The organism is Leclercia adecarboxylata, from assembly GCF_023639785.1.
GTDB classification, from domain to species: Bacteria; Pseudomonadota; Gammaproteobacteria; order Enterobacterales; family Enterobacteriaceae; genus Enterobacter; species Enterobacter adecarboxylatus_D.
Map to the genome: position 1 here is coordinate 1,157,302 of NZ_CP098325.1, position 12,439 is coordinate 1,169,740.

A 12,439-nucleotide genomic window follows, 5' to 3' on the forward strand; every position below is an offset into this window, starting at 1 on the left:
CATTGAATATTTATTCAATAATGATTTATTATTCAATGTAACGATAAGTCTGCCTGATTAAACTGTCTACGGTTCAGGCCGCTAATTTGTTTAAAAGGAGAAAAGGATCACGATCCTGAGCAATTATTCATCACAGATCAGGGTGACAACCCTGGTGTCCGAACGCAGCCAGTGCGCGGTAAATGCCTGATTTTGTGCAAAGGGGGGAAGGGGGCGAGTCAGGGTTAAGGTCAGAGTATCCTTGCTCAGCGTCGTGACGCGGGCGCACTCAAACCCCATCCAGGCCTGCACCTGAGGGAAGAGCGCTTTGAACAGGCTCTCTTTGGCGCTGAACGCCAGGGTAAAGGCCAGGGGGAAGGGAAGGCCGCATTCGGCCAGCACCCGGGCTTCCTGAACATCAATCACTCCGTCCTGAATCTCGCGGGCTTCGCTTTCAGCGACGATTGCCTCGCAATCGATACCTGTCATCCCCTTATCGCGGCAAATCGCCACGGCCTGGGTGCCGCTGTGGGAGAGGCTGCCGCTGACCCCCGCAGGCCACAGGGGTTCCCCGCTGGGGCCGATGGCGGGAACGGCCCGGCGGTTCAGAGCATGAAAGGCGGCGATGCGCCCGGCCAGATGGTCGGCTTTGCGCTTGCGCCCGGCGTCTGCGAGCTGGTGGTGGTGCGGGAGCCAGAGCAGATCGGCGTCGCTGAAGGTGGCCGGATCGAAGGTGATGCGGTGAACGGTCTGTCCGGCGAGAAGAAATGTGGCGTGGTGAGTGTGCATATTCTTCTCGCGGTGGACAAAAGGAGAGGTAGTTTAGCCTGGTGTGGCTCAGGAGAGGACGTTTTTGTCGATCCCCAGGCGTTTCATCCGCGACAGCAGGGTGGTGCGCTTGAGGCCCAGACGCTGGGCCGCGCCGCGTGGCCCGGCGATCACCCCGTTGGTCTCCTTCAGCACCCGCACGATGTGCTGGTACTCCTCTTCCCCTTCGCGGATGTCGCTGACGGGCATTTCCGGCGCGGCACTGCTGGCGCGGTGGAAATCTATGTCCGGCATCGAAAGCTGCAGCACGTTGCCGCGGGTGAGCAGCACCGCCCGCTCAATCACGTTCTCCAGCTCGCGCACGTTGCCCGGCCACTCCATCCGGCTGAGCTGGCGCAGGGTATCCGCCGGAATGCTGTCGATGTTGCGCCCCAGCCGGTGGGCAATCTTGAAGGTGAAGGATTTCACCAGCAGGGGAATATCTTCCGGGCGCTCGCGCAGCGGCGGGAGATAGATCGGGAAGACGTTCAGGCGGTAGTAGAGATCGCTGCGGAACTCGCGGTCGGCCACCATCTTCGTCAGGTCGCGGTTGGTGGCGGCAATCAGACGCACGTCGGTGTGGATGATGCGGTTGCTGCCGAGGCGCTCAAACTCCTGCTCCTGGAGCACGCGCAGCAGCTTGGGTTGAAGTTCAATGGGCATGTCCCCCACTTCGTCGAGGAACAGGGTGCTTTTGTCCGCCAGCTCAAAGCGGCCGATGCGCTGGGCGCTGGCGCCGGTAAAGGCCCCGCGCTCGTGGCCAAAGAGATCGCTCTCCAGCAGACCGGCGGGCATTGCCGCGCAGTTCATCTTCACCATCCGGCGGTCGCTGCGCCCGCTCAGGTTGTGGATGGCGCGGGCGATCAGCTCTTTGCCGGTGCCGGTCTCGCCGAGGATCAGCACGGTGCTGTTGCTCTGGGCCACCATCTCCACCTGCTTCATCACCGTCATCATGGCGCTGCTGCGGCCAATGATTTCGCCGAAGTCGGTGGCGACGTTGTTGATCTGCTCGGTCAGGGCCAGGTTTTCGTCGATCAGCCGCTCCTTGAGGTGACTGATTTCCCGGTAGGAGAGGGCATTATCCACGGCGATGGCGATACGTTCGGCGATCTGGTTCAGCAATTTCATGTTGCCGGGGGTAAACACCTGGGCCTTGCACTGGGCCAGCTTCAGGGTGCCGAGCACCCGGTCGCGGAACATCAGCGGGAACAGGCACAGGGTCTGATCCTGCTCGCCCCACATATCAAACAGCATGCGTTCGTAGGGGGCGTGCTGATCCCGGTGGTGCAGGTTAAGCATCAGCATCTGTTTGTTACGCATCACTTTTTCAGACAGTGTGCCCTTTTCATCCACCTCGCTCTGGTCGTGCAGGGGGGCATCTTTATCCAGATAGTGGGTGGAGTAGACGATAAGCTTCCCTTTGCGGTCGCTGCGCAGCACCATGCTGATGGAATCAATGCCGAAGTTGCGCTGGATCTCGCGGGACACTTCCATCACCAGTTCATCCAGGTCGAGCTTCGACAGCACGGCGTTGGTAATGGCCACCAGCAGGCGAAAATCGTTCCGCTCCCGCCACAGCAGATCGTAGTTATCGCTGTTGTGCAGCCGGGCCTGGATCTGCTCCAGCGCCAGCCCGGCCGCCTGGGTCAGGGTCTGCAGGCGGGAAAAATCGCCGTCGGTCCAGGGCTCATCCCGGGTGCGCAGAAACTCGCAGCCGCCCAGTATGCGGCCATCGGCGGCAATCGGCGTCAGGCAGTAGTGGGCGAACGCCGGGTAACGGTCGAGGGCGGCAAGCTGCGGCCAGGTCTCGTTAAATTTCGCCGCCGTGCAGTGCAGCACGTCCGGGCGCGAAAGCATGCGGCGGAACGGGCCGTTTGCCAGCATCGGCTCATCTTCATAGCGGATGTCGCAACCCTGGTCGTCGGTGCAGTAGAGATAAACCCGTCGCGACGCCGACTGCCAGAGCAAAATGTGGACGTTATCGGCGAGGTTTATCTGCCGGACGTGCTGGGTCAGCGCCTGCGCCAGGGCGCAAAGATCGGTCTGTTGCAGCAGGGTACGGGTAATATCGAACAGTCCTTGATCGACAGGATCGTTCGTGGGTGTATACGACATGCGTTATATCCAGAGTATCCAGAAAAATGAGCGGCGTATGCGCCGCCCGGATCAGCAAATTCGCGGCAGTGGCTCGCTGTGGGGCAAATTCAGGGTCCGTTTTACGCCATACAGCCCGGTGAGTCGCACCCCTTTGTGCGCAACCACCTCGCCAATAATGGCGGCGTTTGTTCCCAACGGATGTGCCCGCAGCCGCGCCAGCACCCGTTCGGCGGCCTGGCGTTCCACCACGATAGCCAGCTTGCCTTCGTTGGCAAAGTTGAGCGGGTCCAGGCCCAGCAGCTCGCACGCCCCGCGCACGGCGGGCCTCACCGGCAGGCTGCCTTCCTCTATTTCAATCCCGCAGCCGCTGCTGGCGGCAAACTCGTGGGCCACGGCATTTACGCCGCCACGGGTGGCATCCCGCAGGGCTTTGATGCCGGGCTCGCCGCGCAGGGCCTGAATCAGCGGGGTCAGCACCGCGCAGTCGCTTTGCAGATCCCCTTCCAGACCTAACCCCTCGCGCAGATTAAGAATGGTAGCACCGTGATCGCCGAGGGTACCGCTCACCAGCAGCACATCCCCGGCCTGAATCTGGCGCATTCCCCAGTTTACCCCCTCGGGAACGGAACCGATACCGGCGGTATTGATAAACACCTTATCCGCCGCGCCGCGCGGCACCACCTTGGTATCGCCGGTGACGATGCTGATGCCCGCCGCTGCCGCCGTATTCGCCATGCTGGTGACGATGCGCTCCAGGGTCGCCATCTCCAGCCCCTCTTCGAGAATAAACCCGCACGAAAGCCAGCGCGGAATAGCGCCGCTTACCGCCACGTCGTTGGCGGTGCCGCAGACCGCCAGCTTGCCGATATCGCCTCCGGGAAAGAACAGTGGGTCAATCACGTAGCTGTCGGTGGAGAAGGCCAGCCGGTCGCCGTGGGCGGTCAGCTCGTGCAGCGGAATGCGGGCCTGATCTTCCTGTTCATCCAGCAGCGGGTTGCTGAAGGCGCGCATAAAAAGCGTGCCGATCAGCTGCTGCATCGCCTGTCCGCCGCTGCCGTGGGCGAGGGTAATCTGTTTCAACTTTCACACTCCTGAGAACGGTACTGATACCAGGCGCTGCACGCCCCTTCCGATGAGACCATCAGCGCGCCAAAGGCGCTTTGCGGTGTACATTTCCCGCCAAACAGCGGGCACTGGGCCGGTTTGCAGCGTCCGGTCAACACCTCGCCGCAGCGCGCGTCGGGGTCGTCGCACACCGCCTGCGCCCGGGGGCGGAAGTGACGCTCGGCGTCAAACCGGCGATACCCTTCGGTAAGATGCACCCCGGAGAGGGCGATCACCCCCAGCCCGCGCCATTCGCTGTCGCCTTCCACGCCAAACACCTCGGCGATGGCGGCCTGGGCCACGGCGTTGCCCGCTTCCGGCACGATACGGCGGTACTGATTCTCCACCTGGCTGACGCCGGCGATCTTCTGCTCCACCAGCATCAGCACGCCCTGCAACAAATCTACCGGCTCAAAACCGGCCACCGCCAGCGGGCGCTGGTGATCGGCGGCGATAAAATCGTAGGCGTGGGTGCCAATCACCATGCTGACGTGGCCGGGGGCCAGGAAAGCGTCGATGCCGTTTTCCGGCTGCGCCAGCAGGCTTTTCAGCACCGGGATCAGCGTGATGTGCTGGCAGAAAAAGAAGAAGTTCTGCACGTTAAGCGCTTTTGCCTGGCGCAGGGTCAGGGCGGTGGCGGGCATGGTGGTTTCAAACCCCAGCCCGAAGAAGACCACTTTGCGATCCGGGTTCTGCCGGGCCAGCTTCAGGGCGTCGGCGGGGGAGTAGATGATCCGCACGTCCGCCCCGCGCATCCGGGCATCCAGCAGCGAACCGTGTTGCCCCGGCACCCGCATCGCGTCACCGAAGGTGCAGAAGATCACCTCCGGGTGGCTGGCGATTTCGATGCAGGTGTCGATCCGCCCCATCGGCAGGACGCACACCGGACAGCCGGGGCCGTGAATAAACTCGATGTTGTCGGGCAGGAGCTGGTCCAGCCCGAACTTAAAGATGGCGTGGGTGTGCCCGCCGCACACCTCCATAATGCGCAGCGGACGCGCGGCGGTGTAGCTCAGCAGTCCGGCCCGGGCCTTGAGGGCCGCGATCAGCTGCATCACCTTCTGCGGGTCGCGGTATTCATCAACAAAGCGCATCAGCGACGCTCCTCGCCAAACAGCAGCGACCCGACGTCCGGCTCCACCTCAAACATGTTTTGCAGGGCGGCGAGGGTGTCCAGCGCCTCCGCCTCGTCAATCACGCTCATGGCAAAGCCAACGTGGACCAGCACCCACTGCCCGAGGCGGCTGCGGCCGTTTTCGTCGCAATCGCCAACGAGGGTCAGATCCACGTCGCGCAGCACGCCGCAGACCTCGACGCTGGCCAGCATCCCATCATGAATGGCGCTGATTTTTCCTGGAACCCCTATGCACATCGTTGCGCCTCCAGCCAGGCAAGCCAGGCGTCCATCCCGTCGCCCCGGGTGGCGGAGACTAACAGAATCTCAATGTCCGGGTTCACTTCCCGGGCGGCGGCGAGGCATTTTTCCACGTCAAAGTTCAGGTAGGGCAGCAGGTCCACCTTGTTGAGCAGCATGACGGACGCGGCGGCGAACATATGCGGGTACTTGAGCGGTTTGTCCTCCCCCTCGGTGACGGAAAGCACCGCCACCTTATGGCGCTCGCCGAGATCGAAGCTGGCCGGGCAGACCAAATTGCCGACGTTCTCAATAAACATGATCCCGCCATCCGCCAGCGGCAGGCGCGTCATCGCATCCCCGATCATCTGCGCGTCGAGGTGACAGCCCTTGCCGGTGTTCACCTGGATGGCCGGGGTGCCGGTGGCGCGGATCCGCTCGGCGTCGTTGACGGTCTGCTGATCGCCTTCGATCACCGCGCAGGGCACGCGCTGCTGCAGGCGCTTTAGGGTCTCGGTCAGCAGGGTGGTTTTACCGGAGCCGGGGCTGGAGACCAGATTCAGCGCCAGCTGCCTGCGGGCGCTGAACAGGGTGCGGTTGCGCCGGGCAATACCATTATTTTTGCCCAGCACATCCATCTCGATTTCAACCATTTTGCGCTGGCTGAGGCCGGGGGCGTGGGTCCCCGCTTCGCCGTGGCCGTAATCCAGCTGGCCTGCCAGCGGCTCTGCCGGGGCAAAAGCCCGGGCGTCGACGCGGGTGATGCGCAGCGCCGGGCGCGTGGCTGGCGCAAAGGGCGCGCTGCGAAAAGCAGAGTGAGGGTTATGCTCGTCGCCTTCAATACAGAGGTTGCCCCGATCGCAACCGCAGGTGGTACACATGGTTTACTCCTGTTCAATTTCCAGACGCATGATATGCAGCCCGTCGTCGGCGACGATATTCAGGTTTGCCCCGCCGCACTGCGGGCAGAGGCGTACGCGGTGGGTCACCAGCTCGACGTACGCGTTGCAGTCCTGACACCAGCATTCCGCCTGCTGCTCGTCGAGATGCAGGGCGCAGCCTTCGGCAACCGTCTCCCGGCATACCAGCTCAAAACAAAACTGCAGGGCGCTGCTCTCCACGCAGGAGAACGCCCCGACGCGCAGCCAGACCCCCGTCACGCGTTTCGCCTGATGCTGATGGGCCTGTTTTTCGATCAATTCCAGCGCCTGCTGGCAGAGGGTGATTTCGTGCATTGTGCTGTTCCCGGTGAAGTCTGGCCGGATAAAGCAATATTGATGCCATGTTTTGGCGGCGAAGGACGAAAGCGGGCAGGGCGCGCGGTCAAAGATGACGAAATGACATGTCATTTATTGTGATTGTGGCGGCTTAAAAATTTATTTCTTTTAAAAATCAAATAATTAAAAAATGGCATGAAACGTGCTTAGGGAAGCCAACTCTTTACACATTACGCATCAGGTACGTCACATGACACTTTCCGAACTCAGTGAGAAAGCCAATATCATCGCCGGACAGCAGCGGGTACTTCGTTCCCACTGGAACCACTACGGCAATTCGTTGATTCAGGCCATCACCCTCTCTAAAGCCAGCCTGCACCTTACCGTGGGCTGCAACACCGACAGCGGGCTTGGCTTCTGGCTGTTCGACCACTTCCTTATCCGCGTCACGCCCGAGCAGGCGTTCAACGGCCATATCTTCAATTACACCGTCGAAGTGCGCGACAACCCCGAGAGCGTGCTGATTGGCCGCGCCCGTCTGAGCGACGACGGCATGCTGGACGAGGAGATCAACATCGACCAGCGCGAGGCGGTGCTGAACCATTTCCTGAATAAAATCAGCGGGGTTTACGCCGCGCTTTACCAGGCAACGCAACGCGGCGAATCCCTGACCCTCGCCGTACTCGCGCAGCACCATGCTGCGGTCTGAGCCGGGTGTCGACAGGTGTCGAAAATGACACTTCCGCCCGTTTTTCGTCAAAAATGACTATCACCAGAGGAAACCAGGTGAATCGTTTTGTAATTGCTGATCCCTCGCTCTGTATCGGCTGCCACACCTGTGAGGCGGCCTGTTCAGAAAACCATCGCCTGCATGGCCTGCAAAGCCAGCCGCGGCTGAAAGTGGTGCGTAACAGTAAAGACTCCGCGCCGCAGCTGTGTCATCACTGCGAAGACGCCCCCTGCGCCCAGGTCTGCCCGGTTAACGCCATCACCCGCGCCGACGGCGCTATCCAGCTGAATGAAAGCCTGTGCGTCAGCTGCAAGCTGTGCGGCATCGCCTGTCCGTTTGGCGCCATCGAGTTTGCCGGCAGTCGCCCGCTTGCGATCCCCGCCAACAGCAACACCAGCAAAGCGCCGATGGCCCCCCCGGCCCCGGCCCGCGTCAGCCCGTTCCTCGACTGGGTGCCGGGCGTGCGCGCTATCGCGGTGAAGTGCGACCTGTGCCACTTCGATCCGGACGGCCCGGCGTGCGTGCGCACCTGCCCGACCAAATCCCTGCGTCTGGTGAATAACCAGGACATCGCCCGCGCCAGCAAGCGCAAACGCGAGCTGACGATCAATACCAATCTGGGCGATCTGTCGTTGTTCCAGTCGCAACAAGGAGAGCGCTGATGACTGTCTTTTCGTTAATTAACCAGGCGCTGGAGTGGTATGTGGTTAGCGCCGTGCTGGCGCTGGTGTTCAGCGCCAGCCGCACCCTCAGCGGCGCCATCACCGGCTTTGGCGGGGCGATTGCCAGCGCCATGGCGGTGATGGCGGGGGCGATTTCGCTACTGGCCGCGCCGCAGCTTGCGGTGCAGCAGGGGGAGATGGCCTGGCTGCACATCGGCATGCAGATGAGCGGCATCCGTGCGGTCTGGCTTATCGCCATCGGCCTGCCGGCGTTTCTCATCAGCCTCTATACCGTCGCCTGGCTCCGCCATCCGCAGGCTAAAAGCAACGGCCTGCTGACCAACCTGCTGATGGCCACCGCCGTGGCGGCGATCATGGTCGATAACCTCGGCTGGCTGGTGGTGATGGCGGAGATCATGGCCCTGTGCGGCGCGTTTCTTACCGGCTGCGCCAGGTCCGGCAAGCTGTGGTTTGTGCTGGGGCGTCTGGGCACGCTGCTGCTGGCCTTCGCCTGCTGGCAGGCGTGGCGCTACTACGGCACCCTGGATTTCGCGGCGATGGGGGCGATGGCCTCTGCGCAGGCGCCGGGGGCCAGCGTCTGGCTGCCGGGGCTGGCGGGCTTTGGCCTGCTGGCGGGGGTGATTCCGCTGCACGGCTGGGCACCTCAGGCGCACGCTAACGCCAGCGCCCCGGCTGCGGCGCTCTTCTCCACGGTGGTGATGAAGGTGGGCCTCTACGGCATGCTGACCGTCGCCCTCAGCGGGGCGCTGCCGCCGCTGTGGCTCGGGGTGCTGCTGCTGGTGATGGGCATGATCACCGCCTTTGTCGGTGGCCTGTACGCCCTGATGGAGCACAACATCCAGCGCCTGCTGGCGTACCACACCCTGGAGAACATCGGCATCATCCTGCTCGGCCTGGGCGCGGGCGTCACCGGCATTGCGCTGCGCAGCCCGCTGCTGATGGCGCTGGGCTTTACCGGCGGGCTCTACCACCTGGTGAACCACGGCCTGTTTAAAACCACGCTGTTCCTCGGCGCGGGGGCGGTGAGGTATCGCACCGGCCATCGCGATATCGAGAAGCTGGGCGGCATCGGCAAAAAAATGCCGCTGATCTCGCTCTCGATGCTGGTCGGGCTGATGGCGATGGCGGCGCTGCCGCCGCTGAACGGCTTTGCCGGGGAGTGGGTGATCTACCAGTCCTTCTTTAACCTCGGCGGCCACGAGGCCTTTATCGCCCGCCTGCTGGGGCCGTTGCTGGCGACGGGCCTGGCGATCACCGGCGCGCTGGCGGTGATGTGTATGGCGAAAGTCTACGGCGTCACCTTCCTCGGCGCACCGCGCACCCCGGAGGCTGAAAACGCCCGCTGCGCCCCCGCGATGATGACCTTCAGCACCCTGCTGGCGGCGCTCTGCTGCGTGGCGGGGGGCGTGGCTGCGCCCTGGTTCCTGCCAATGATCAGCCGCCTGTTCCCGGTGAACGGCGGGGCGGTGAACACCGTCTCCCAGCCGATGATCACCCTCCTGCTGCTGGCGGGGCTGCTGCTGCCCTTTATCGTGCTGGTGCTGTTCAAAGGCAACCGCCTGCCGAACCGCTCCCGGGGCTTCGCCTGGGTGTGCGGGTACGATCACGAGCAGTCGATGGTGATCACCGCCCACGGTTTTGCCATGCCGGTTAAGGAGTCCTTCGCCCCGGTGCTGAAGCTGCGCAAATGGCTCAACCCGGTTCGCTTTATCCCCGGCTGGCAGTGCGACTGCACCGCCGTGCTGGTCCACCGTATCGCCCTGATTGAGCTGGCGGTGCTGGTGGTGGTTGTCATCTCCCGAGGAGCCTGAACATGACTTTGATATACGCCCTGATTCAGGCGCTGGTGCTGTTTGCCCTCGCGCCGCTGCTGGCTGGCATCACCCGCGTGGCCCGCGCCCGAATGCACACCCGTCGCGGGCCGGATATTTTCCAGGAGTACCGGGATCTCATCAAGCTGCTGGGCCGCCAGAGCGTGGCGCCTGCCGCCGCGGGCTGGGTGTTCCGCCTGATGCCCTTCGTGATGGTGGGGGTGATGTTTGCCATCGCCTCGGCGCTGCCGGTGATTACGCTGGCCTCGCCGCTGCCTGCTCTCGGGGATCTGATAACGCTTATCTACCTCTTCGCCATCGCGCGCTTCTTCTTTGCCATCGCCGGGCTGGATACCGGCAGCCCGTTCACCGGGATCGGCGCCAGCCGCGAAGCGATGCTCGGCGTGCTGGTGGAGCCGATCCTGCTGCTCGGCCTGTGGGTTGCCGCCCAGGTGGCGGGCACCACCCACATCAGCGCGGTAACGCAGACCATTTACCACTGGCCCGCAGCGCACAGCGTGACGCTGGTACTTGCTCTGTGCGCCTGCGCGTTCGCCACCTTTATCGAGATGGGCAAGCTGCCGTTTGACCTCGCCGAAGCGGAGCAGGAATTGCAGGAGGGGCCGCTGTCGGAGTACAGCGGGGCGGGCTTTGCCCTGCTCAAGTGGGGCATCAGCCTGAAACAGCTGGTGGTGCTGCAGATGTTCGTCGGGGTGTTTATCCCCTGGGGGCAGATGACGCAGTTCTCCATCGGCGGCCTGCTGCTGGCGGTGGTCATCGCCGTGGTCAAGCTGGTGGCGGGCGTGCTGGTGATCGCCCTGTTTGAAAACAGCATGGCGCGCCTGCGCTTTAACGCCACCTCACGGATTACCTGGACCGGTTTCGGTCTGGCATTTTTAGCTTTCGTCTCCTTGCTGGCGGCGTGACTGTAGAGAATACCCATGTCTGAAGAAAAAGTTGGTCAACACTATCTCGCCGCCCTGCATCAGGCCTTTCCTGGCGTGGTGCTGGATGAAGCCTGGCAGACCAAAGACCAGATCACCGTCACGGTGAAAATTAACTACCTGCCGGAAGTGGTGGAGTTTTTGTATTACCAGCAGGGCGGCTGGCTGTCGGTGCTGTTTGGTAACGACGAACGCCAGCTCTGCGGCAGCTACGCCGTCTACTACGTGCTGTCGATGGAGCAGGGAACCCGCTGCTGGCTCACCGTACGCGTGGAGGTGGACGCCGATAAGCCGGAGTTCCCGTCCGTCACCCCGCGCGTGCCTGCTGCCGTCTGGGGCGAGCGCGAAGTGCGCGACATGTACGGCCTGATCCCGGTCGGGCTGCCGGACGAGCGCCGCCTGGTGCTGCCGGACGACTGGCCGGACGAACTCTATCCGCTGCGTAAAGACAGCATGGATTACCGTCAGCGCCCGGCCCCGACCACCGACAAAGAGACCTACGCGTTCATCAACGAGCTCGGGGACAAGAAAAATAACGTGGTGCCCATTGGCCCGCTGCACGTCACCTCTGATGAACCGGGCCACTTCCGCCTGTTCGTCGACGGCGAGAACATCATCGACGCCGACTACCGCCTGTTCTACGTCCATCGCGGCATGGAGAAGCTGGCCGAAACCCGGATGGGCTACAACGAAGTAACCTTCCTCTCCGACCGCGTCTGCGGCATCTGCGGCTTCGCCCACAGCACCGCCTACACCACCTCGGTGGAGAACGCGATGGGGATTGTGGTGCCGGAGCGCGCCCAGATGATCCGCGCCATCCTGCTGGAGGTGGAGCGCCTGCACTCGCACCTGCTCAACCTCGGCCTGGCCTGCCACTTTGTCGGGTTTGACTCCGGCTTTATGCAGTTCTTCCGCGTGCGCGAAACCTCCATGAAGATGGCGGAGATCCTCACCGGGGCGCGTAAAACCTACGGCCTGAACCTGATCGGCGGCATCCGCCGCGACCTGCTGAAAGAGGACATGATCGCCACCCGCCTGCTGGCCCAGCAGATGCGCCGCGAGGTGCAGGATCTGGTGGATATTCTGATGAGCACCCCGAATATCGAACAGCGCACCGTCGGCATCGGCCGCCTCGACCCGCAGATCGCCCGGGACTTCAGCAACGTCGGCCCGATGGTGCGCGCCAGCGGCCACGCCCGCGACACCCGCGCCGATCACCCGTTTGTCGGTTACGGCCTGCTGCCGATGGAAGTCCACAGCGGGCAGGGCTGCGACGTGATTTCCCGCCTGAAGGTGCGCATCAACGAGGTCTTCACCGCCCTGAACATGATCGACTTCGGCCTGGATAACCTGCCGGGCGGCGCGCTGATGGTGGAGGGCTTCACCTACATCCCGAACCGCTTTGCGCTGGGCTTCAGCGAGGCGCCGCGCGGGGATGATATCCACTGGAGCATGACCGGCGACAACCAGAAGCTCTGGCGCTGGCGCTGCCGGGCGGCCACCTACGCCAACTGGCCGACCCTGCGCTACATGCTGCGCGGCAACACCGTCTCCGACGCGCCGCTGATTATCGGCAGCCTCGACCCGTGCTACTCCTGCACCGACCGCATGACGGTGGTGGACGTGCGCAAGAAGAAAAGCCAGGTGGTTCCGTACAAGGAGCTGGAGCGCTACAGCATTGAACGCAAGAACTCGCCGCTGAAATAAGGACTG

12 protein-coding genes are annotated in these 12,439 nt (G+C 63.0%); 5 read left to right on the top strand and 7 right to left on the bottom strand.

Going from position 1 to position 12,439, the window contains the following annotated elements; all coding sequences use genetic code 11:
* Positions 1 to 123: 123 nt before the first annotated feature.
* Genes entD through hypA form a run of 7 tightly spaced genes read right to left on the bottom strand, consistent with a single transcriptional unit; the run spans position 124 to position 6,576 of the window.
* On the bottom strand, positions 124 to 768 hold the full coding sequence (gene entD, locus NB069_RS05395; RefSeq protein ID WP_250588266.1) for an enterobactin synthase subunit EntD: 645 nt from the start codon (positions 766 to 768) through the stop codon (positions 124 to 126).
* A 48-nt stretch (positions 769 to 816) separates the two neighbouring features.
* Positions 817 to 2,901, bottom strand: a complete 2,085-nt coding sequence (gene flhA, locus NB069_RS05400) for a formate hydrogenlyase transcriptional activator FlhA (RefSeq protein ID WP_250588268.1) — start codon at positions 2,899 to 2,901, stop codon at positions 817 to 819.
* A gap of 51 nt (positions 2,902 to 2,952) precedes the next feature.
* A complete protein-coding gene (hypE, locus tag NB069_RS05405; protein ID WP_250588270.1) occupies positions 2,953 to 3,963 on the bottom strand; it encodes a hydrogenase expression/formation protein HypE in 1,011 nt (336 codons plus the stop codon).
* Positions 3,960 to 5,081, bottom strand: coding sequence for a hydrogenase formation protein HypD (hypD, locus tag NB069_RS05410; protein WP_250588272.1), 1,122 nt, complete (start codon positions 5,079 to 5,081; stop codon positions 3,960 to 3,962). Before hypD ends, hypE begins: the two co-directional genes overlap by 4 nt.
* On the bottom strand, positions 5,081 to 5,359 hold the full coding sequence (locus NB069_RS05415; RefSeq protein WP_250588274.1) for a HypC/HybG/HupF family hydrogenase formation chaperone: 279 nt from the start codon (positions 5,357 to 5,359) through the stop codon (positions 5,081 to 5,083). The genes hypD and NB069_RS05415 overlap by 1 nt, the downstream gene beginning before the upstream one ends.
* The gene (gene hypB / locus NB069_RS05420) at positions 5,350 to 6,222 is read right to left on the bottom strand and encodes a hydrogenase nickel incorporation protein HypB (RefSeq protein WP_250588276.1); all 873 of its coding nucleotides are present in this window, start codon (positions 6,220 to 6,222) and stop codon (positions 5,350 to 5,352) included. Before hypB ends, NB069_RS05415 begins: the two co-directional genes overlap by 10 nt.
* A 3-nt stretch (positions 6,223 to 6,225) precedes the next feature.
* The gene (gene hypA, locus NB069_RS05425) at positions 6,226 to 6,576 is read right to left on the bottom strand and encodes a hydrogenase maturation nickel metallochaperone HypA (RefSeq protein ID WP_250588278.1); all 351 of its coding nucleotides are present in this window, start codon (positions 6,574 to 6,576) and stop codon (positions 6,226 to 6,228) included.
* Between the two features lie 232 nt (positions 6,577 to 6,808).
* On the opposite strand from hypA, the gene NB069_RS05430 reads away from it, so the two are divergent.
* The 5 genes from NB069_RS05430 to NB069_RS05450 all read left to right on the top strand — a co-directional run bounded on the left by NB069_RS05430 (position 6,809) and on the right by NB069_RS05450 (position 12,433).
* Positions 6,809 to 7,267: a transcriptional regulator gene (locus NB069_RS05430; RefSeq protein WP_250588293.1), complete on the top strand. Its 459-nt coding sequence runs from the start codon at positions 6,809 to 6,811 to the stop codon at positions 7,265 to 7,267.
* Between the two features lie 77 nt (positions 7,268 to 7,344).
* A complete protein-coding gene (locus NB069_RS05435) occupies positions 7,345 to 7,950 on the top strand; it encodes a 4Fe-4S dicluster domain-containing protein (protein WP_250588295.1) in 606 nt (201 codons plus the stop codon).
* Positions 7,950 to 9,782 carry a formate hydrogenlyase subunit 3 gene (gene hycC, locus NB069_RS05440; RefSeq protein ID WP_250588296.1) on the top strand — a complete coding sequence of 611 codons (1,833 nt, stop codon included), beginning with the start codon at positions 7,950 to 7,952 and terminating at the stop codon, positions 9,780 to 9,782. The genes NB069_RS05435 and hycC overlap by 1 nt, the downstream gene beginning before the upstream one ends.
* Before the next feature lie 2 nt (positions 9,783 to 9,784).
* A complete protein-coding gene (locus tag NB069_RS05445) occupies positions 9,785 to 10,708 on the top strand; it encodes a respiratory chain complex I subunit 1 family protein (protein ID WP_250588298.1) in 924 nt (307 codons plus the stop codon).
* 15 nt (positions 10,709 to 10,723) lie between these two features.
* Entirely contained in the window at positions 10,724 to 12,433 is a 1,710-nt protein-coding gene (locus NB069_RS05450; protein WP_250588299.1) for an NADH-quinone oxidoreductase subunit C, read from the top strand.
* Positions 12,434 to 12,439 lie beyond the last annotated feature (6 nt).

Bases quoted from the DNA above. Each gene is read 5' to 3' on its own strand.
- NB069_RS05430 (WP_250588293.1), top strand. From the start codon at position 6,809: ATGACACTTTCCGAACTCAGTGAGAAAGCCAATATCATCGCCGGACAG.
- hypD (WP_250588272.1), bottom strand. From the start codon at position 5,081: ATGCGCTTTGTTGATGAATACCGCGACCCGCAGAAGGTGATGCAGCTG.
- hypB (WP_250588276.1), bottom strand. From the start codon at position 6,222: ATGTGTACCACCTGCGGTTGCGATCGGGGCAACCTCTGTATTGAAGGC.
- hypA (WP_250588278.1), bottom strand. From the start codon at position 6,576: ATGCACGAAATCACCCTCTGCCAGCAGGCGCTGGAATTGATCGAAAAA.
- flhA (WP_250588268.1), bottom strand. From the start codon at position 2,901: ATGTCGTATACACCCACGAACGATCCTGTCGATCAAGGACTGTTCGAT.
- entD (WP_250588266.1), bottom strand. From the start codon at position 768: ATGCACACTCACCACGCCACATTTCTTCTCGCCGGACAGACCGTTCAC.
- NB069_RS05450 (WP_250588299.1), top strand. From the start codon at position 10,724: ATGTCTGAAGAAAAAGTTGGTCAACACTATCTCGCCGCCCTGCATCAG.
- NB069_RS05415 (WP_250588274.1), bottom strand. From the start codon at position 5,359: ATGTGCATAGGGGTTCCAGGAAAAATCAGCGCCATTCATGATGGGATG.
- hycC (WP_250588296.1), top strand. From the start codon at position 7,950: ATGACTGTCTTTTCGTTAATTAACCAGGCGCTGGAGTGGTATGTGGTT.
- NB069_RS05445 (WP_250588298.1), top strand. From the start codon at position 9,785: ATGACTTTGATATACGCCCTGATTCAGGCGCTGGTGCTGTTTGCCCTC.